This is a genomic window from Streptomyces sp. NPDC006923 (assembly GCF_040635655.1).
Classification (GTDB): domain Bacteria; phylum Actinomycetota; class Actinomycetes; order Streptomycetales; family Streptomycetaceae; genus Streptomyces.
The window spans coordinates 68707-88780 of the sequence record NZ_JBEYIF010000008.1 but is presented as its reverse complement, the minus strand read 5'-3'; the positions used below and the strand labels follow the sequence as shown (position 1 = coordinate 88780).

At 72.7% G+C, this 20074-nt stretch carries 12 protein-coding genes; 8 read left to right on the top strand and 4 right to left on the bottom strand.

Annotated elements, in window-relative coordinates:
• Positions 1-135: 135 nt before the first annotated feature.
• Positions 136-1707, top strand: coding sequence for a PHB depolymerase family esterase (locus tag ABZ707_RS17925; protein WP_360175154.1), 1572 nt, complete (start codon positions 136-138; stop codon positions 1705-1707).
• Between the two features lie 67 nt (positions 1708-1774).
• Here the strand turns inward: ABZ707_RS17925 and ABZ707_RS17920 are convergent, their stop codons facing one another.
• Positions 1775-3400 carry an alkaline phosphatase D family protein gene (locus ABZ707_RS17920; protein WP_360175151.1) on the bottom strand — a complete coding sequence of 542 codons (1626 nt, stop codon included), beginning with the start codon at positions 3398-3400 and terminating at the stop codon, positions 1775-1777.
• 383 nt (positions 3401-3783) lie between these two features.
• On the opposite strand from ABZ707_RS17920, the gene ABZ707_RS17915 reads away from it, so the two are divergent.
• The 5 genes from ABZ707_RS17915 to ABZ707_RS17895 are packed head-to-tail and all read left to right on the top strand — an operon-like array spanning position 3784 to position 14007.
• On the top strand, positions 3784-6702 hold the full coding sequence (locus ABZ707_RS17915; RefSeq protein ID WP_360175148.1) for a family 78 glycoside hydrolase catalytic domain: 2919 nt from the start codon (positions 3784-3786) through the stop codon (positions 6700-6702).
• Positions 6699-8003, top strand: a complete 1305-nt coding sequence (locus ABZ707_RS17910) for an extracellular solute-binding protein (protein ID WP_360175145.1) — start codon at positions 6699-6701, stop codon at positions 8001-8003. The genes ABZ707_RS17915 and ABZ707_RS17910 overlap by 4 nt, the downstream gene beginning before the upstream one ends.
• Positions 8000-9004: a sugar ABC transporter permease gene (locus tag ABZ707_RS17905; protein ID WP_360175142.1), complete on the top strand. Its 1005-nt coding sequence runs from the start codon at positions 8000-8002 to the stop codon at positions 9002-9004. Before ABZ707_RS17910 ends, ABZ707_RS17905 begins: the two co-directional genes overlap by 4 nt.
• On the top strand, positions 9001-9879 hold the full coding sequence (locus tag ABZ707_RS17900; protein ID WP_360175139.1) for a carbohydrate ABC transporter permease: 879 nt from the start codon (positions 9001-9003) through the stop codon (positions 9877-9879). The genes ABZ707_RS17905 and ABZ707_RS17900 overlap by 4 nt, the downstream gene beginning before the upstream one ends.
• 39 nt (positions 9880-9918) lie before the next feature.
• A complete protein-coding gene (locus tag ABZ707_RS17895; RefSeq protein WP_360175136.1) occupies positions 9919-14007 on the top strand; it encodes a hypothetical protein in 4089 nt (1362 codons plus the stop codon).
• A gap of 15 nt (positions 14008-14022) precedes the next feature.
• On the opposite strand, the gene ABZ707_RS17890 is transcribed toward ABZ707_RS17895, so the two are convergent.
• From ABZ707_RS17890 to ABZ707_RS17880, 3 genes are all read right to left on the bottom strand, one after another.
• The gene (locus ABZ707_RS17890) at positions 14023-15474 is read right to left on the bottom strand and encodes an FGGY family carbohydrate kinase (protein WP_360175133.1); all 1452 of its coding nucleotides are present in this window, start codon (positions 15472-15474) and stop codon (positions 14023-14025) included.
• Between the two features lie 108 nt (positions 15475-15582).
• A complete protein-coding gene (locus tag ABZ707_RS17885; RefSeq protein WP_360175130.1) occupies positions 15583-16599 on the bottom strand; it encodes a 2-hydroxyacid dehydrogenase in 1017 nt (338 codons plus the stop codon).
• Between the two features lie 68 nt (positions 16600-16667).
• A complete protein-coding gene (locus ABZ707_RS17880; protein WP_360175127.1) occupies positions 16668-17453 on the bottom strand; it encodes a DeoR/GlpR family DNA-binding transcription regulator in 786 nt (261 codons plus the stop codon).
• Between the two features lie 366 nt (positions 17454-17819).
• Between ABZ707_RS17880 and ABZ707_RS17875 the strand changes: the two genes are divergently transcribed.
• Positions 17820-19340 carry an FGGY family carbohydrate kinase gene (locus ABZ707_RS17875; protein ID WP_360175124.1) on the top strand — a complete coding sequence of 507 codons (1521 nt, stop codon included), beginning with the start codon at positions 17820-17822 and terminating at the stop codon, positions 19338-19340.
• Entirely contained in the window at positions 19337-19954 is a 618-nt protein-coding gene (locus tag ABZ707_RS17870; RefSeq protein ID WP_360175121.1) for a histidine phosphatase family protein, read from the top strand. Before ABZ707_RS17875 ends, ABZ707_RS17870 begins: the two co-directional genes overlap by 4 nt.
• Positions 19955-20074: the final 120 nt, after the last annotated feature.

Below are 20074 nucleotides of genomic sequence, written 5' to 3'. Positions count from 1 at the left end.
CCGGTGGACGTCCATATGGCCGGGCCCCATCGCTGCGCGCGATTGATAGGGGTCCGGCCCGTCCTCCGGCGCCCGTGAGCGGCTCTAGTGTCCCTATCCCGCACGAGGGGGGACACGCCCTGAGAAGGAGCCGCCATGCAGAGAACCCGTACGCCGAGAAGACTCTCCACCGCGGGACTGTTGCTCGCGCTGCTGATCGCCCTGATCGGTGCGGGCGGGCCCGGTTTTGTGCCCCCGGCGCAGGCCGCGACGCTCACCGAGGTCACCGGTTTCGGCACCAACCCCGGCAATCTGCGGATGTTCCGCTATGTGCCGGACGGGCTGCCCGCCGGACGCCCTCTCGTCGTGGCCCTGCACGGCTGCACCCAGTCGGCCGCCGCGTACGACTCGGAGACCGGCTGGACCACCTGGGCCGACCGGTGGGGCTTCGCCCTCCTGCTGCCCCAGCAGCAGTCCGGCAACAATCTCAACTCCTGTTTCAACTGGTTCGAATCGGCGGACATCGGACGGGGCTCGGGCGAGGCGCTGTCGGTCAAGCAGATGACGGACCGGATGAAGGCCGACCTGGGCAGTGACCCCGCCCGGGTCTACGCGACCGGACTCTCCGCCGGCGCGGCGATGACCAATGTCATGCTCGCCGCCTATCCGGACGTCTTCAGCGCCGGAGCGCCGGTGGCCGGACTGCCCTACGGCTGCGCGACCGGCGTGGTCGCCGCCTTCGGCTGCATGAACCCGGGGACGAACATGACGCCGGCCGCCTGGGCCGCCAAGGTCCGCGCCGCGTACCCCGGTTACGGCGGGCCCTGGCCGGCGGTCTCCGTCTGGCAGGGCAGCAGTGACACGACCGTCGCTCCCGCCAATATGACCGAGACCGTGGAGCAGTGGACCGCGGTGCACGGCACGGACACGGCGGCCGACGCCACCGACACGGTCGCCGGCTATCCGCACGCGGTCTACCGCGACACCGCCGGGCGCGCCGTGGTGGAGACGTACTCGATCACCGGCATGGGACACGGCCAGCCGGTCGACCCGGGCACGGGAGCGGAGCAGTGCGGCACGGCGGGCGCGTACATCCTCGACGTCAACCTCTGCGCCTCGTACCGGATCGGACAGTTCTGGGGCCTGAACGGCGGAGGCGGCACGCCCGGCGACCCGGGCGATCCCGGCGACCCGGATCCCGGCAACGGGACCCAGACCACAGTGTTTTCGAGCGTCGCCGCCGAAGACGGCTATGTGAAGGCGTCCGCGACCGGAGCGGGCCCGGCCGTCGGCACCCTCGAAAGCAGTCTCGGTGTGGCGGTCGGCCGGGGCACCGACGGGCTGCACAACCGGACCCTGTTCTCGTTCGACACCTCCTCCGTCCCGGACGGCGCGACCGTGAAGAGGGCCTATGTGACGGTGACGCGCGCCAGCGGCAGCGGTGACCTCTGGGCGGCGGGGAACAGGATCCTCCTGGACATCAGGACGGGCTGCTTCGGCGCGGCCTGCGCGACCGGCGCCGACGACTGGGCGGCCCCGGCCTCGGTGGCCGCGGCGGCCGAGATCGGCGGTTTCACGTCGGGGTCGAAGGCGTCGGGCGACTTCACCGCGGTGAACCGCACCGGCACCACGCAGGTACGGCTGCGCCTCGCGTCCGAACCGGCCGGCACGGCGTACGCGTTCCTGAGGTCCGGCTCCGGCGCGACCCTCACGGTGGAGTGGGAGTAGACCACCGGGTGCCGGGCGGTCACCGCCCGGCACCGCTCCGGGTGAACGGGCGCCCCCGGTAAGGCCGTCAGGCGGGCCGCAGACCGGGCCGGCCCGCCTCGGTCACGTAAGAGGTACGGGTGCTGACGGGGGCGCCGGGTCTGGTGACATAGGGGAGCACCCGGAAGTCGGCGCGGCAGGTCTCCCGAGTGAGCGAGCAACGTACGTAGCCGCGCTGGTAGTTGGTGAATTTGATGTGCGGGTTGGCGGCGAGCAGGTCCGCCCCTGAGGGGTCCAGGTCCATGCCGTCGGACTTGGTGGAGATGGAGGTGCCGACGAACTCCACCCCGATCGTGGGCGAGTCCGGGTCGTCGAAGTCCCGCTTGAGGTCGGCGGCGAGGTGCCGGTGCATGTCGCCGGTCAGTACGACCGGATTGTTCACGCCCCGGGCGGCGATCTCCTCGAACAGCCGCTGCCGCGCGTGCGCGTAGCCGTCCCAGAAGTCCATGACGAAGGACTGCCCCGGTCCGGTGTCGGTGTCGACCTGGGTCACCGGGATCTGCTGGGGGATGAGATTCCAGATCGCGCCCGAACGCCCGAGGCTGTTGTAGAGCCAGTTCTCCTGCTCCGCGCCGAGGATGCTGCGGCCGGGGGTCAGCCGTTCGTCGCAGTCGCTCTTGATGCCGTCGCCGCAGGGCTGGTCGTCACGGAACCGGCGGGTGTCAAGAATATGGAACGTGGCCATCCGGCCGTACCGCAGACCTCGGTACATACGGGTGTCGAAGCCGCGCGGTTTGTTGGGCAGCCGCAGCGGAAGGTGCTCGTAATAGGCCTGAAAGGCCGCGGCGGCCCGTTCGCGGAAGACCGCGGGGTCCTGATCCGGCTCGCCGTCGACCTTGGAGATGTCGCCCGCCCAGTTGTCCTCGACCTCGTGGTCGTCCCAGACGACGGCCCACGGGTGGGCCTGGTGGGCGGCGATGAGGTCGGCGTCGAAGCGGTGCAGGGCGTGCCGGTTCCGGTACTGGGCGAGGGTCACCGGTTCGGGGCGCAGCTCGGCGTCCACCGGGACGCCGCGTACCCCGCCCATGGCGTCGATCGCGTTCTCGTAGATGTAGTCGCCCAGATGCAGGACGAGATCCACGTCCTCCTCGGAGAGGTGCCGGTGGGCCGTGTAGAAGCCCTCGAACCACGCCTGACACGACGCGAAGGCGAAATTGAGGACCGTGGGACGGCTGTACGGAGGAGGCGCGGTGCGGGTGCGGCCCACCGGGCTGACCACACCGCCCGCGCGAAAACGGTAGTAGTACGGCCGGCCGGCCATCAGCCCCGACACCTCGACATGGACCGAGTGGGCCAGTTCCGGCATGGCCCTGGTCCAGCCCCGGCGTACCACGAAGCGGAACCGTTCGTCGGCGGCGACCTCCCAGAAGACCCCGACCGGGTGCGGCGGCATACCGCCGGCGCCGTCCGGCGCGAGGGGATGCGGCGCGAGGCGGGTCCACAGCACGAATCCGTCGGGCCACGGATCGCCGGACGCGACTCCCAGGGTGAAGGGGTCCTGGCGGAAGCGGAGTTCCTCGGCGCCGGCCCTGCCCGCCGACAGTCCTCCCGCGGCGAGTGCCAACGCGACGGCTCCGGAGGCGCCGAGCAGCGAGCGCCTGCCCACCCCTCCGGCCCCTCTGCCTCCGCCGCCGATCCGACTGCTCATGCGCATGAAAGCTGGTCCGTTCGTCGTGCGAGGAACCGCCAGAACCGCCAGTACTGCCAGGCACACGACGGGATCCGCGCGTGATTTAACGTTCCTCGGTGTGGTAATCACAGTGTGAATATCACGGGGAATCACGCGTCACAAGAGCGCCCTCAGCCGGGTGGGAACGCCTGTGTGAGGCGGCTGTTCGGGTTCGCAGACCCCGTCGCGCGTCGGCGAATCCACGCCCCCGTAACACCCTTGACACCTCTCGCGAGGGGCTCATAGTCTCCACGCCACAGAATTGGCGTTGGATTTAACATCCAGGAACGGCCGTCTTCACGCCGGGCGAGTGACGACGAGCGGCCCGCGGTGACGCGCCCTCCCCGGCGCGAAGGAAGGACGTGCTCGTGTCCGGTTCCCCGGCAGCGGACATGCCCGCTTCCCACCCCGCCGGAGGACGGCCGGCCGGCCCGCCGGGGGACCGGGCCCTGCGGCCCTACGCCCTGCGATGCGACCACCGCGCCACCCCGCTGGGCATCGACGAGCCCGCACCGCTGCTCTCCTGGCGCCTGGCGTCGGACGCGCGCGGTGACGATCCCACCGCCTACCGGGTCAGGGTCGCGGAACGGCCGGAGGACCTGGACCACGGCGGCCGTCCGCTCTGGGACACCGGCCGGGTCGAGGACCCCGCCGCGATCGGAGTCGTCTTCGCCGGCCCGGCGCTGCTGTCCCGTACGCGCTACCACTGGCGGGTCGCCGTATGGTCGTCCGGCGCGGCGGCGCCCGCCGAAGCCACGTCCTGGTTCGAGACCGCCCTGTACGACACCGGCGCGTGGCGCGCCTCGTGGATCACCCGCGATCCGCACCCGATCGACGTGGTGGACGCGCCGACCGAGGGCGAACACGCCCTCGACCACCACGGACTCGCCCCCTGTCCGCTCCTGCGCCGCGCCTTCACCGGCGCGGCCGGCGGCCACGCCAGGCTCCGGGTGAGCGCGCGCGGTCTGTACGAGGTCAGGCTCAACGGCACACGTGTCGGCGACGCGGAACTCGCGCCCGGCTGGACCGACTACAACCACCGCGTCCAGTACCAGACGTACGACGTCTCCGGGCTGATCCGCGACGGCGAGAACGTCCTCGCGGCGACCGTCGCCGACGGCTGGTGGAGCGGATTCGTGGGCTTCGAACCGCGCAGGGCCGGAGCCCACTACGGGTCGTTCCCGCAGTTCCTGGCCGAACTCCGGCTCGCCACCGCGGACGGCCGCGCGACCACGATCGTCACCGACGGCACATGGCGCGCCCACACCGGTGCGATCCGCCACGCGGACCTGCTCATGGGGGAGTGCCACGACCTGCGGCACGCGGTCGACGGCTGGGACCTGCCCGGCTTCGACGACACCGGCTGGGCACCGGCCCGGGTGACGGACGCCGGCCACCGGCTGCTCGTGGCGTCCGTCGACGAACCCGTACGGGCCATGGCCGAGGTGCGGCCCCGCTCGGTCACCCGCGTCGCCCACGACGTCCATGTCGTCGACTTCGGCCAGAACATCGCCGGCCGGGTGCGGCTCCGTGTCGGCAAACTCGCCTCCGGCGCGCGCGTGGTCGTCCGCCACGCCGAAGCGCTGGACGAGACCAACCGCCTGTATACGGCCAATCTGCGTACGGCGGCGGCGACCGATGTGCTGATCGGCGACGGACGCGACCACGTGGTGTTCGAGCCGCGCTTCACCTATCACGGCTTCCGCTACGCGGAGATCAGCGGCGTCCGCGAGCTGTCCGGCTCTGACGTCGTCGCCGTCGCGCTGCACAGCGACACGCCGTGGGCCGGTACGTTCGACTGCTCGGATCCCGACATCCGGCGGCTCCACGAGTGTGTCACCTGGGGACAGCGCTCCAACTTCGTCAGCGTCCCCACGGACTGCCCGCAGCGCGACGAACGGCTCGGCTGGCTCGCCGACGCGCAGGTGTTCCTGCCCACGGCCGCGCTCAACGCCGATGTGGCGGCGTTCTTCACCAAGTGGCTGCGCGACATCGGGGACGCCCGCACCCCGGACGGCGGTTTCACCAATGTCGCGCCCCGGCTCACCGGTGTCGCGGACGAGGGAGCCCCCGGCTGGGGCGACGCGGGCGTGATCATCCCCTGGCACCTCTACCGCACCTACGACGACCCGCGCTTCCTCGCCCGCGCGCTGGACTCCATGCGCGACTGGGTCGGCCTGATCCACCGCCACAACCCCGATCTGATCTGGCGCCGTCGGGTCGGCCCGCACTTCTCCGACTGGCTCGCCCCGGGCACCCCGACCCCGCGCGATGTCATCGCCACCGCCTATTTCGCCCACAGCACCCACCTCACCGCCAGGGCCGCCGACGTCCTGGGACACCGGGACGTCGCACGCGCCCACCACCGACTCGCCGCCGGCATCCGCGCCGCGTTCGCCGAACGGTTTGTCACCGTCAACGACAACACCATCACCGACCGGCTCACTCTGCGCGTCGCGGGCGACACCCAAACCGGTTATCTCGTCGCACTCGCGTTCGGCCTGCTGCCCGAGAGTCACGCCGAGGCCGCCGCCCGCCGGCTCGCGGAACTGATCGAGACGGCCGGTCCCGCCCTCCAGACCGGCTTCCTCGGTGTCGCGCTCGCCGCGCCCGTGCTGGACGCGTACGGCAGGGCCGACCTCGCGCACGCCCTGCTGCGCCGCACCGAGGTGCCCTCATGGCTCTTTCCGCTGCGCCACGGCGCCACCACCATCTGGGAACGCTGGGACGGCTGGACGCCCGAGAGCGGGTTCCGCGCGTCGTCGATGAACTCCTTCAACCACTACGCGCTCGGCTCGATCGGCGAATGGCTCTACCGCGGTGTCGCGGGCCTCGACCAGAGCGCGGACTCCACCGGATACCGGCATGTGAGGGTACGGCCCAGCCTCGGCGGCCTCACCCACGCGAGCGCCCGGTACGAATCGGTGCGCGGCACCGTCTCGGCCGGCTGGCAGCGGCAGGGCGGCACACTCTCCCTGCGGGTCCGCGTGCCCCCGGGCGCCACCGCCGAGGTCGCCGTGCCCACCACGGATCCCCGCTCGGTCCGGGAATCGGGTGCGGCCGCGGCGGACAGCGACCACATCACGCGTCTCGCCACCGCCTCCGGCCATGTCGTGTTTCGCGTGTCGTCGGGCGTCTACCACTTCACCGCCGCCTTCCGCCCGGCGAGCGCGCCGGCCGAGGCGCCCCGGGCGGCCCGGACCCGGCCGCCGGCCGGCCCGCACCGGCCCGCACCGAGCGCGACGGCGCCTTCGTTCGCAGGCCCCTACGAGGAGGACACACCATGAACACGGTTTCCGGACGCCGGCCCGGCCCGGGCACGGTCGGCCGCCGGGGGTTCCTCCGTGCCGGCGGCGGGGTCGCGGCCGCCGCCGGGCTCGCGCCGCTCCTCACCGCGTGCTCCGGCTCGGACCGCTCGGGCACGGTGCGCGTAGTCGGCGTCGCGGACCAGCAGAAGCCGATCGAGGAACTCCTGGCCCTGTACCGCCGGAGCCACCCGGACGACGACTTCAGTACCTCCTTCGCCCCGACGGACCAGGTGCAGACCGTCGTACGCACCCAGCTCGCCGGCGGGAACGCCCCCGACCTGCACGTGCTGTTCCCCGGCAGCGGCAGCGCCATGTCCATGGTCGAGCTGGCCAGGGCCGGACTCCTCGCCGATCTCGGCGGGCAGGCATGGACCCGGAAGATCCCGGCGAACTTCGACGCCGCCTACCGCCACGACGGCAAGACACATCTGTACTCGGCGGGCAGCAGTGTCATCGGCACCGTCTACAACAAGCAGACCTTCGCCGAGGCCGGCGTCCGCCCGCCCAGGACCTGGGGCCAACTGCTCGACGTCTGCGCCAGGCTCAAGGCCAGGGGCATCGTGCCCATCGCGCTGGGCGCCGGGACCCCCTGGGTCACCCAACTGATCACCTACGCCCTGGTCCCCGGCGCCGTCTACGCCAAGGACCCGCGTTTCGACGAGGCGATGGCCGCGGGGCGCGCCCACTTCCGCGGCTCCGGCTGGGCCGACGCCATGGGGAAGTACCAGGAACTGCAGCGCCGGGGCTTCTTCAACGCCAACCCCAACGGCACCACCTTCGAGCAGCAGACCTCGCTCGTCGCCACCGGGAAGGCGGCCATGGCCGTCCAGGTCTCCGCCGTGCTCACCAACTACCGCCAGGCCGCCCAGAGCCCCGACGACCTGGGGATGTTTCCCTTCCCCGGCGGTGAGGACCCGGAGCGGCAATGGATTCCGGCGGGCATCGTCGTCGGCCTCGGCGTCTCCGCGCGCTCCAGGAACGCGGCGCGGGCCAAGGCGTTCGTGGAGTTCCTCGGACGGCAGGAGAACACCAACCGCTGGGCGACGGCCGTCTCGGCGATCCCCTTCACACGCGACGCGTCCACCCGGATCGATCCCGTCCTGGCCGACTTCCTGCCCATCATCGACGGCGGCCGGGCCGTCCCCTTCATGGACCAGCGCTGGCCCAACGCCGAGGTGCAGCCCGCCCACTTCGCGGCCGTACAGGATCTGCTCGCCGGCAAGACCGACGTCGACGGCGCACTGGGGCAGATGGACGAGGCCTATGGGAAGACGCCATGAGTTCCCCGCCCGGTCCATTCGCCCGGACCGGCGGTGCCGCCCCCGGCGCGCCCAGTCCCGGCGCGAACAGTCCGGGCACCGGCGACCGGGCGGGAAGCCCTGCCGGACCCCGACGGCGGCGGCACCGCCGTGACCAGGCCGTCCCGCCCTGGATCTTTGTCGCCCCGGCGCTCGCCGTGTACGCCGTCGTCGTCCTCTACCCGAGCCTCGCGGGTGTGGTCTACGGCTTCACCGACTGGTCCGGCGTCGGTGACTTCTCGTTTGTCGGCCTGGACAACTTCCGTACCCTGCTGGACGACGACCGCGCCCTGGAGTCCGTGGGCAACACACTGATGCTCACCCTCGCGGTGGTCGTCGTCCAGAACGGCATCGGCCTGCTGCTCGCACTCGGCGTCCACGCGAATGTGACGTCCCGTTCCCTGCTGCGCGTTGTCTTCTTCGCGCCCGCCGTGGTCAGCCCCGTCATGGTCGCGTTCCTCTGGAAGTACGTCTACAACCCCGACGACGGCGCCGGCCTCAACGGCGTTCTCGGCGCCCTTGGACTCGGCGGCCTGCGCCAGGACTGGCTCGGCGACCCCTCGCTCGCCCTGTGGTCCGTGGCCGCCATGGTCGTGTGGCAGTACGTCGGCTACTCGATGGTCGTCTTTCTCGCCGGTCTGGAAGGCGTCCCCGCCGAACTCCACGAGGCGGCCAGAATCGACGGCGCCGGCACCTGGCAGCGCTTCCGCTATGTCACCTGGCCGCTGCTGGCGCCCGCGCTGACCATCAATCTGATGCTGTCGACCATCGGCGGCCTGAAACTCTTCGACCAGGTATACGCCGCCACCAACGGCGGACCCGGCTCGTCCAGCGAGACGCTGTCGACCGTGCTCTACAAGGAAGCCTTCGTCTACGGCAAGTTCGGCTACAGCACCGCCGTCGCCCTGGTCCTGGCGCTGTTCGTCGCCGCGGTCTCACTGGTCCAACTGCGCTATCTGCGCGTCCGGGAGGTAACCGCGTGAGCACCGCCACCGCGCCACCGACGACAGGCGCACCGCGGCAGGGCCGCCGAAGGCCGGGGGCCGGATACGGACGCTACGGCCTCGAACTCGTCATGGTCGCCGTCGCGGTGATCTTCCTGTTTCCCGTCTACGCCCTGGTCACCCTCGCGCTGAAGGACCCCCGGCAGATCGCCGAATCGCCCCTGGCGCCACCGTCCCCGCCCACGCTGGGCAACTTCCGTGACGCCTGGTCCTCGGCGTCCCTCGGCCCCGCCCTCGTCAACAGCACGGTCATCACGGCCGTCAGCCTGCTCCTGCTCGTCGTGCTCGGCTCGACGGGCGCCTACTACCTCGCGCGCCGGGCCCGCGGCCTCGGCTACGGGCTGTACGTCCTGTTCCTGCTGGGCATCGTGCTGCCGTTCCAGCTCGGGATGATCCCGCTGTACAAGCTGGTCGACGACCTCGGCTGGCTCGGCACCTACCAGGGCATGGTCCTGTTCTACACGGGCATCCAACTGCCGTTCACCGTGTTCCTCTACACCGGGTTCATGCGCGCCCTGCCGCCCGACTACGCACAGGCCGCGCTCATCGACGGCTGCGACCACCGCCAGGCGTTCACCCGGATCGTCTTCCCGCTGCTGCGGCCGATCACCGGCACAGTGATCATCCTGAACGCGGTCTTCATCTGGAACGACTTCTTCACACCGCTGCTGTACCTGGGCGGCTCCGGCAAGGAGACCGTCCCCGTGGGCGTGTTCTCGTTCGTGGGCCAGTACGTCTCCGACTACGGTCTTGTCTTCGCCGGCCTCGTCCTCGCCGCGCTGCCCGTCCTGCTGGTCTTCCTGCTTCTCCAGCGCTATGTGATCAAGGGCTTCGCGGGCGGCCTCAAGGGCTGAACGCGCGGCGCCGCCCCGACCGACGGAGACAGCCGACTCATGACACGACCCGCCCCCGCCGCCGTCGGCGCCGGCCCGCTGCCCCCGAGCATCGCGGCCGCCCTGGCCGGACCGCCCCGCGCCTTCTCGCCCACCGCCATCTGGTGGTGGAGCGGCGAACGGCTCGACCGTACGCGGTTGCGGGACCAGCTCGAACGCTTCGCGGCAGGAGGCGTGTACAACCTCGTCCTGCTCAATCTGGCGCCCTCGGGGCCGCTGTTCGGAGCCGACGCCGACGACCCGCCGTTCATGTCCGACCAGTGGTGGGCCCTGCTGGAAGGCGTGTGCGAGGACGCGTGTGAACTCGGCGTCAGCCTCTGGTTCTACGATCAGCTCGGCTTCTCCGGTGCGGACCTCCAGGCTCGTCTCGTCGACAAACAGCCCGCCCACGCCGGGCGCCGGCTCGAACGCGTACGGGCCCTGACCGACGGCACGGGACAGCTCCGCTGCCCCGCCCGCGGCCGGTCCGTCGCGGGCCACGCCGAACCGGTCGACGGGGACGGCAGGACCACCGGTCCCGCGATCCCCGTCGCCATGGACGGTCCGGTCCTGCGGGCGCCCGGTCCCGGACGCTGGCGCCTGACGCTCCATCACCATGTGGCCGCCGGATTCGACTACCTCGGCACCGACGCCTGCGCGGCGCTGCTCGACCGGGTGCACGGGGCCTTCGAACGGCGCCTCGGCCACCGGCTCGGGACCGTCGTCGTCGGCTCCTTCCAGGACGAACTGCCCGCCCTGCCCACCTGGTCGGAAGGTTTCGCCGACGCCTTCCTCCGGCTCCGCGGCTACGACCTGACCCGCTGCCTGGACGCCCTGTACGACGACAGCGCCCACCCGGAGACCCACCGCGTACGCCACGACTACCAGCGGACCCGCGCCGAACTCGCCGAGGAGGCGTTCTTCCGGCCCCTCGCCGCGTGGCACGACCGGCACGGGCTGCTCGTCGGCTGCGACCAGCAGGACCCCGCCCGCGCCGGACATCCCGTCGCCGGTGTGGAGTTGTACGCCGACTACGCCCGCACCCACCGCTGGTTCTCCGCGCCCGGCTCCGACCATCACGGCGACGCCCGGATCCACTCCTCGCTCGCTCATCTCTACGGCCGCCCCCGCACCTGGATCGAGGCATTCCACTCCACCGGCTGGGGCGGCACGCTGGAGGAGACCTTCGACTGGCTCCTGCCGTGGCTGCGCGCCGGCGCGACCCTCTACAACCCGCACGCCGTCTACTACACGACCAAGGGCGGCTGGTGGGAGTGGGCGCCGCCCGCCACGGACTGGCGCCAGCCCTACTGGGTCCACCACCGGGTCTTCGCCGACGCCGTGAGCCGGCTGTGCGCCGTCCTCAGTCTCGGCCGCCACCTGTGTGATCTCGCGATCCTGCTGCCCACCAGTACGGCGCAGGCCGGGGCGGCGCTCGACGGTGTCTCCCCGGCGGCGGTGAGGGCCCAGGAGGTCTATCTCGAACTCGTCGGAGACATGACCTGGTTCAGGACCCGGCCGGGCGTGGTCGACCGGCTCGGTCTCGACGCCGATGTGATCGACGACGCGTCTGTCGCCCGCGCCCGGGTACGGGACACCGGTGACGGCGCACGGCTGTGTGTCGCGGACGAGGCGTACGCGGCGATCGTGCTGCCCGCCTGCACGGTCCTGGAACAGGACACCGCGCGGCGGCTGGTCGAGTTCGCCTCGGCGGGCGGAACGGTGATCGCGCTCGGGGCGCCGCCCGGACATGTCGTCGGCCCCGGAGGGCCCGCCGCCCTGGAGGCGGTGCGCGCGTGTTTCGCCGACGGCCGGGCGGTGCTCGTCCCGTCGTCGGACGGTCTGGCCGAGGCCCTCGCCGGAGCGCCGCCGCCCGCCGTGCGGGCGTCCGTACCCGCGCTGGCGCGGCGCGTGGACGATGCCACGGTGGTGTTTCTGACCGCGGCCTCCCCGCGCGCGACCCGCGCGGCCGTGGCGGCGCCCGACGAGCGGGGGGCCGCGCTGGGCTGGCTCGACGCACGCTACGACTTCGACCCGGAGCGGTACGCGCGCGGCGCCCGCGTACGGGTCCGTGACGCCGGTGGCCCGGCGGTGCTGCTCGATCCCTTCGGCGGTGCGCCCCGCACGGTGCCCGTCCGGCCGGCCGGGGACGATCCCCGGGCCGTGGAGGCCGATGTCAGCTTTGACACCGGACCCGCCGCCGTGCTGGTCTTCCCGGCGCGCACCGCCGGGGACGCCGGGACCGGTGACCATCCGGAGGCACCTCCCACGCAGCCGCGCGGAGGCGGGGCGGGGCCCGCCGTCCTGGTCGAGATCCCCTCCGGCGCGGACTGGGACATGACCCTTGTCCCGACGCTCGACAACACCTGGGGCGACTTCGCGCGGCCCGCCACCGGACCGCCCGGCGGCCCCGCCGTCACCGAATGCCGCCGCTTCCGGCACCGGACGGAAGCCGCGGGCGAGGACGGCCCGCGCGGGGGACGTGCCGTGGCGGACCTCGCGGACGACGATCCGGCCCGGCCGTGGGTCCATGCGACATTCGGGCCGCGCGCGGTGCTGCTCGGCCCGGACGGCGGCATCCGGTCGGTGCTCGAATGGTCCGACAGCAGGGGCATCCACAAGGACCCGGTCCACCGGGCCGTTCTGGGGCCCAAGGGGCATGTGCCGGAGGAGTTCGTCAGGATCGGCCCGACGAGCGCCGGGACGCTCGCGCGTGTACGCGTGGAACTGCTGCTCGACGAGGCGTTCGACGGATACCTCGCGGTCGGGGCTGCGGCGGCCAAGACGGCCCGGCTCGGTGGCGTACCCGTCGCGCTGGACGACCGGGGACACCTCGCCATGGGGCCGGTGCGCCGGAGCGCGGGCCGGTACCTCCTCGAACTGGACCTGACACCCGATCAGGACATCGATCTGCGGGCGCACATGGCGCTGGTCCGCGACCCCGGACGCTATCGGCGGCCGGAGTGGATCCTCGCGGCGGGCCCACCCGGGGACGGCCACCGGGCGGTCGTGGGCACCACCCTGACACTGACCGAGGTCCCGGCCCGCGCCGTGATCCAGGTCGCCGCCACCGGGTCGTGCGTCCTGCGGGTCAACGGCCGGGTGGCGGGCGCCCAGGGCGGGTTCGATCCCTACGCCGAACACGCCGTGCCGCGCGTACGGCGGCACGAAGTCGCCGCCGCCCTGCGCCCGGGAGACAACGAGATCACCGTGGAGAGCGCCGGCGGCGGCGATCCCGCCGTCCTGGTGGACGCGGTGTTCTCCACCGGTGCAGCCGTGACCCTGCACAGTGACGCCTCCTGGTGGGCCGAGCGGGCCGGCCGGCGGGTGCCGGTCGTGGTGCGCCGCGAGCCGGTGGGGGATCCGGCCGCCCTGCATCTGCGCCGCAGGCCGCATCCGCTGCCCGGCGCCGCCTGGCTGGATCCGGACGCCGACGACGGCACGGTGGCGCCGGTCCGGTTCGCGGTCCCGGGAGCGCGGCCGGCCGTGGAGTGGTTCTGGTGCCGACTGCCCCCGGGGGCGCTCCGGTTGACGGTGGACGTGCAGGGAGACACGACCGTCTTCGTGGACGGCCGAGAGCGCGCCGCGAAGACCGTCACCGGCGCCGGTGACGTCCGTACCCTGACCGTCGAACTGTCGGCCGGGGCACCGTCCGGAACACGGACCGCCGCCCTGCGGGTGGAGACCCGGCCGGACCGCCAGGGCGGGGCCGCCCTGGCCGGTCCGCTGCGCTGCGAGGTGGGCCCCGGCCTGATCGGGCTCGGAGACTGGGAGACACGCGGCCTCGCGGAGTACAGCGGCGGGGTGCGCTACAGCCGGGTCGTGACCTGGCCGGCCGGGGCCGCCGCCGGACGGGTGCGGCTCGACCTCGGGCGGGTGCGCGGTACGGCGGAGGTGCGGATCGGCGGCGTCCCCGCCGGTGTGCGTGTGTGTTCCCCGTATGTGTTCGATGTGACGGGGCTGGTGGGGCCCGGGGCCCAGAGGATCGAGGTCACCGTGTTCGGGACGCTCGCGCCGTATCTGGATTCGGTCGGGCCGACCCATTTCGTCTTCCCGGGACAGCGCGTCACCGGGCTGATGGGCCCCGTCCGGCTGTACAGCGATCCCTGACGTCCCGGCGCGGGGTCAGCGCCTGTCGGCGGGGCCCCGCCAGCGGGTCCGGGCGCTCGCGACCCGGAACAGATAGTCGATGTACGCCTGGTCGTAGAACGCGACGCCCGCCGGATCCGGATCCACCACGACCTCGGGCGCCGTCCACGCGGCGATGTCCAGGTCGCGGCCGAGCTCCCGGCCCCGGGCCGCCACGGCGGCCAGCACGGCTCCGCGCGCGCCCGGTTCCGGTCCCCGGGCGACCCGCAGCGGCCGTCCGAGCACATCGGCGAACAGCCGCAGCCAGGCGAGGCTGCGGGTGCCGCCGCCGCAGATGGCGAGTTCCCCGGTGAGGCCCGCGGCGTCCAGACAGTGCCGGGCCGCGAAGGCGATCGCCTCGCACATGCCGCGGACCAGATCGGCACGCGAGGCCCGCAGATCCAGGCCGGTGAACTCGGCCCGCGCGGTGTGGTCGACGAACGGGGCCCGTTCGCCCGAGGGCGAGAGATAGGGCAGCGCGGCCACGCCCCGGGCACCGCGCGGGCTCTCGTCCAGCATTCCCGAGACCTGGTCGTGGGAGCCGCCGGTGAGGGTGAGCACCCAGTCGAGCGCGACCGTGCCGGTCATCGCGGGCAGCGCCCGGAGGTGACGGTCCGGTCTGGCCGTGGCGAGATGAAAGCCCACGGGGTCCTCGTCGAACGCGACCCGCTCGACGACGACCTGACACGCCAGTGTCGTACCGACGATGAGCAGTCCGTCGCCGGGTTCGGTCACACCCGCGCCCGTCGCACAGGCGGGAAGGTCGTACGGCCCGGAGGTCACCGGCGTCCCCTGCGGCAGACACGAGGTGTGCCCGCGCGCCTCCCCGTACGGCAGGGTCGCGGCGATGGGAGGCAGCAGATCCGCGCGGTGTCCGAGCCCGAGGGCCGTGAGCGCGTCCTGGGAGTAGCCGCGGGTGCGCGGGTCGAGGAAGGGGACCGAGGCGTCGGACAGGTCGGTGCCGCGCTCACCGGTGAGACGCAGATGCAGCATGTCCTTGCAGCACGAGGCGATCGCGGCCGCGTCCAGCGACTCCGGCTCATAACGGTCCAGCCAGGCCATCAGGGGGCCGGCGGACCCGGGGAAGAGGACGTTTCCGGTGCGCCGGTACAGATGGGCCGCGGTGCCGTCCTCCATCCATCCCGCGACCAGGCCGCCCGCCCGGCCGTCCATCCAGGACAGCGCGGGACGTACGGCGCGTCCCCGCGCGTCGAGCAGCCACAGGCCGTCGCCCTGGCCGGTGATGGCGACCAGGTCCGGCGCCCGGCCTTCGGTCACGGCGGCCAGGACGTCGGTGGCGGCGCGGACGACCTCTTCGACATCCTGCTCGACCTCCTCGCCCCGCCCGCCGAGCGAGACGGGCCTCGATTCCACCCGCAGCGCCGTGCCGTCCTCGGCGAAGGCCGCCGCCTTGGCGACCGAGGTACCCATGTCCAGTCCGACCAGCACCGTGTCTCCCTTCCCTGGCCGCCCCCGGTGCCGTCCCCGACTCGCGGGGGCCGGGCCGGCGCGGCGTCACTTGGTGGTTTCGCGGTTTCGCGGTATCGCTGTGAACTCTCAGACCACGCGGTGCGCGAGCTCCTCGCCGCGCAGGAATCTGCTCACCTCGGCCGCCGCCGTCCGCGCCGCGTTGTGCGCGACCGAGGTGTTCGCCCCCGCCAGATGGGGCGTCATGACAAGCCGGGGAGCGGAACGCAGCCGTGAACCGGGCGGCGGGGGCTCCACGGCGAACACGTCGAGCGCCGCCGCGGCCAGCCGGCCCGATTCCAGCGCGTCGCACAGCGCGTCCTCGTCCAGGAGGGCGCCGCGCGCGCAGTTGACCACGACGGCGCCCTCGGGAAGCAGGGCGAGTTCGCGGGCGCCGAGCAGGCCGCGGGTCTCCGGGGTCAGCCGCGCGTGCAGCGACACCACGTCGGAGCGCCGCAGCAACTCGTCGAGGCCGGCGACCGGGGTGCCGGAGCGGCTCAGCGTCCCGGGGTCGGCGTAGGGGTCGTACACGCTGACGTCGGCGCCGAGCGCGGTGAGGGCCCTGGCCACCCGGCTGCCGACCGCGCCGCAGCCGATCAGTCCGACCCTCGCACCGTCCAGCCCCGGGCCGCAATTGGCGTACGTGTAGAACTCTCCCGCCCAGCGCCCCGCGGCCAGCGCCGCCGAGGTCTCCGGGATGCGGCGCATCGCCGCCAGCATCAGTCCCACCGTGTACTCGGCGGTGGCGGCCGCGTTGCGCCCCGGGGTGTTGCACACCTGGACGCCGCGTTCCCTCGCCGCGTCCAGATTGACATTGACCGGGCCGCCCCGGCCGACCACCACCAGACGCAGATCGGGTGCGCTGCCGAGCACCCGCCGGGTGACCGGGGCCATCTGTGTGACACAGATCCGCACCCCCTGGAGCGCCATGATGACGGTCTCCTCGTCACCGGACGCCTCGTCGACCTCGCGGACCGGTCCGAAGGGCGTCAGCGGCCAGGGCAGAACCAGCTCATCGATGGTGTGACCGGTCCCGATCGCGGCCGTCAGCTCCCGGGCGAACAGTTCGGGGGCGACAAAGTGGTCGCCCGCGGCGAGGATTCTCATCGGCGAGGTCTCCTTGGCGGTGGATCGGGCACCCGGCCCTGGCCGCTGTCCGGGGACACGGCTCGGGCTCAGGTCGGGGCGATCTCGTAGCGGACCCCGCTCTCGTCGAGGGAACGCAGCGCGTCCTGGGATATGCGGTCGTCGATCAGTACGACGTCGAACGCGCCGAGAGGGGCCAGCCGGTGCAGCGCCGTACGGCCGAGCTTGGAGTGGTCGATCATGAGCACGCTGCGGCCGGCGGCCTTGAGCATGGCGCGCTTGACGGCGACGATGCGCTGTTCCTGGTGGAAGGCGAAGCCGCCGTGGACGGAGGACGTGGACACGAAGCACAGATCGACTCGCAGGGCCTCGACGGCTTCCACGCAGGGCACCCCCAGGAAGGATCCGTGCAGCGGGTCGTAGTCGCCGCCCAGGGCCATGAGATGGATCCCGCGTTCTTCCGCGAGCAGGTTCAGCGCCTCAAGGAAGTTGGTGACAACGGTCAGCGGCCCGACGCTCGGCAGAAGCCGCGCCAGTTCCAGCGCGGTGGTCGAGTCGTCGATCATCACCGACATACCGGGTTCGATCATGCCCGCCGCCAGGGCGGCGACGGCCTCCTTCTCCGGCCGCATGGAATTCTTGCGGTAGGCGACATTGCTCTCGAACACACCCGAGGGCTGGGCGGTCACGCCGCCGCGGAACTTCCGCAGGACGCCCTCGCGTTCGAGCTCGTCGATGTCGCGGTAGATCGTCATCGGACTCACGCCGAACCGCTCCGCCAGATCCGACGCCGACGCGGGCCCCTCCGTGAGCACGAGATCGGAGATTTCCCGGCGGCGCTGTGCGGGACCCCGCTGGTGCTTGCCCTGTGACATTCCGCGGTCCCGTTCCCGTCCGTCGCCCACGGACAGGTAGGGACATATCTACTCCTCCGCCCGGGGCATCTCACCAGTAACATCAATCTCTGAGGATATAACACAGCTTCTTGAGGTACCGTCGGCAGTGTTCACCACCGGCGCCCGCCGGGTCAACCCGTCGGCCGATCCGGGGCGTTGCTTCGGAACCCTTCCCATCAGGGCATACGGCGGCGGCCCGCCGCGCCGGGACAGTACCGGAGCACTCCGCTCACAGCGCGGCCACCGTGTGAAAAGTACTGTGGGATCGCCGGCCGGCCGCGATGTACGGGACAGCCGGGATCACCGGACGGCCGAGACGACCGGACGACCAGAAGGCGGGAACTTGTGACGGACACACGCCACCAGGACGTCTGGCTGGGAGTCGACCTGGGGACCCAGGGAGTACGCGCGCTGGCCGTCACCGACGACGGCCGGGTGCTCGGCCGCGGCTCCGCCCCGCTCGCCGGACACCGCGACGGGAACCGCCACGAGCAGTCCCCCTCCGACTGGTGGGACGGTGTCCGCGCCGCGATCCGCCGGGCCCTGCGGCCGCTCGCCGCCGCTCGGGTGCGGGGGCTCGCGGTGTGCGGCACGTCCGGCACCGTGCTGCTGACCGACTCACGCGGGACACCACTGACACCGGCGCTCATGTACGACGACGGCCGGGCCGGCGCCGAGGCCCGGATCGCCCAGGAGGCGGGCGCCGAGGTATGGCGGTCACTCGGCCACCGCATCCAGCCGAGCTGGGCCCTTCCCAAACTCGTCTGGCTCACCCGCCACGGCCGGCACAGCGGCGCCTCCGCTCTCCGCGGCGCCCGCGTCTGCCACCAGGCGGACTTCATCACCACCCGGCTCGTCGGGCGGCCCGTGCCGACCGACTCCAGCCATGCCCTCAAGACCGGCTACGACCAGCACACCGGCGCCTGGCCGACCGCGGTCCACGAGGAACTCGGCCTGTCCGGGCTCGACTTCCCCGCGGTGCTGCCTCCCGGCGCTCCGCTCGGTACGGTCTGCCGCGAGGCGGCGGACGCCACGGGACTCGCCGAAGGCACCCCCGTCCTCGCGGGCATGACCGACGGATGCGCCGCCCAACTCGGCTCCGGGGCCTGGGAAGTCGGGCAGTGGAACACCGTCCTCGGCACCACCCTCGTCCTCAAGGGTGTCACCGCCGCACCGCTCCACGACCCGGACGGCGTGCTCTACAGCCACCGTTCCCCGGACGGCCACTGGCTTCCCGGCGGTGCCTCCAGCGTCGGCGCCGGCGCCCTGAGCCGCGCGTTCCCCGACGCGGACCTCGCCCGCCTCGATCGCCTCGCCGCGGCCCGGGAGCCGTCGCGCGCCGTCGCCTACCCGCTGGTCTCGCGCGGCGAACGGTTTCCGTTCCTGGCCTCCGACGCCGAGGCGTTCATGCTCGGCCGCCCGGCCGACGACGCCGACCGGCACGCCGCGCTGCTCCAGGGCGTCGCACTGGTCGAGCGGCTCTGTCTCGCCTATGTCCGGCTGCTCGGCGCCCCGGTCGAGGGGCCGGTCACCTTCACCGGCGGCGCCAGCCGCAGTCCCTACTGGAATCAGCTCCGCGCCGACGTACTGGGACGGAGCGCCGTTGTCCCGGAGCACACGGACTCCGCCCTCGGCATGGCGGTCCTCGCCGCCTATGGTGTGACACGCGACGGCGCGGGCTCCGGCGGGGCCGGCCCCACGCCCCTGTCCGCCGTCCGGGGTATGGTGCGCGTCCGTACGGTCCTGGAGCCGCGGCCCGGAGCCGCCCGGCGCTTCGCCGAGCCCTTCGGCACCCTCGTCGGCGAACTGGAACGACGCGGCTGGCTGCCCTCCAGGACGGCCGCCTACGCCCGGGAGCACGGATGACGTCCGCACCCACCACTGTGTTCCTCGCGCGGCACGGCGAGACCGTCTGGCACGCCGAGAACCGTTACGCGGGCGTCAGCGACATCGATCTGACCCGGCGGGGGATCGAGCAGGCCGCCGCGCTCGGCGTCTGGGCCGCGGGCGCCGGGCTCGACGCGATCGTGACCTCACCGCTGTCCCGCGCCCGCCGCACCGCCGCGCCCGCGGCCCGGTCGACGGGTCTGGCCGCCGTGGTCGAACCGGACCTGCTCGAAACCGACTTCGGGCTCGCCGAGGGCCGGACCCTCGTCGAACTCGAAGCGTCACATCCGCGTGAGGTGGCGGCGTTCCGCCGCGACCCGGCCGGCCACCCGCTGCCGGCCGGAGAGGACCCGAGGGCCGCCGCCGCCCGGGGCGCCGCGGCCCTGCACCGCCTGGCGGACACCCACCCGGGACGCCGTGTCCTGGCCGTCGCGCACAACACCTTGTTCCGGCTGGTCCTGTGCCGGCTGCTCGGCATTCCCGAGAGCGAGTACCGGCGGGTGTTCCCCGGGCTCCGCAACTGCGCGGTCACCGAACTGCGGATGTCGGCCGGGCAGACCTCGCTGATCTCGTACAACGTGCCGACGGCATAGGACGGCGAGCCCCGGCCCCTGTTGGCGGAAGACTGCTGTGGCCAACCGCTCCGGCGCCTGACGGCCCGGCCACCGGACAGGGCCTCGAGCCGCCCCGCCGGTCCGGATCGGCGAGAAGGC

Excerpts from the sequence above, each read along its gene's own strand:
- ABZ707_RS17870 (WP_360175121.1), top strand. The coding sequence starts at position 19,337 with ATGACGTCCGCACCCACCACTGTGTTCCTCGCGCGGCACGGCGAGACC.
- ABZ707_RS17925 (WP_360175154.1), top strand. The coding sequence starts at position 136 with ATGCAGAGAACCCGTACGCCGAGAAGACTCTCCACCGCGGGACTGTTG.
- ABZ707_RS17910 (WP_360175145.1), top strand. The coding sequence starts at position 6,699 with ATGAACACGGTTTCCGGACGCCGGCCCGGCCCGGGCACGGTCGGCCGC.
- ABZ707_RS17895 (WP_360175136.1), top strand. The coding sequence starts at position 9,919 with ATGACACGACCCGCCCCCGCCGCCGTCGGCGCCGGCCCGCTGCCCCCG.
- ABZ707_RS17880 (WP_360175127.1), bottom strand. The coding sequence starts at position 17,453 with ATGTCACAGGGCAAGCACCAGCGGGGTCCCGCACAGCGCCGCCGGGAA.
- ABZ707_RS17920 (WP_360175151.1), bottom strand. The coding sequence starts at position 3,400 with ATGCGCATGAGCAGTCGGATCGGCGGCGGAGGCAGAGGGGCCGGAGGG.
- ABZ707_RS17905 (WP_360175142.1), top strand. The coding sequence starts at position 8,000 with ATGAGTTCCCCGCCCGGTCCATTCGCCCGGACCGGCGGTGCCGCCCCC.
- ABZ707_RS17885 (WP_360175130.1), bottom strand. The coding sequence starts at position 16,599 with ATGAGAATCCTCGCCGCGGGCGACCACTTTGTCGCCCCCGAACTGTTC.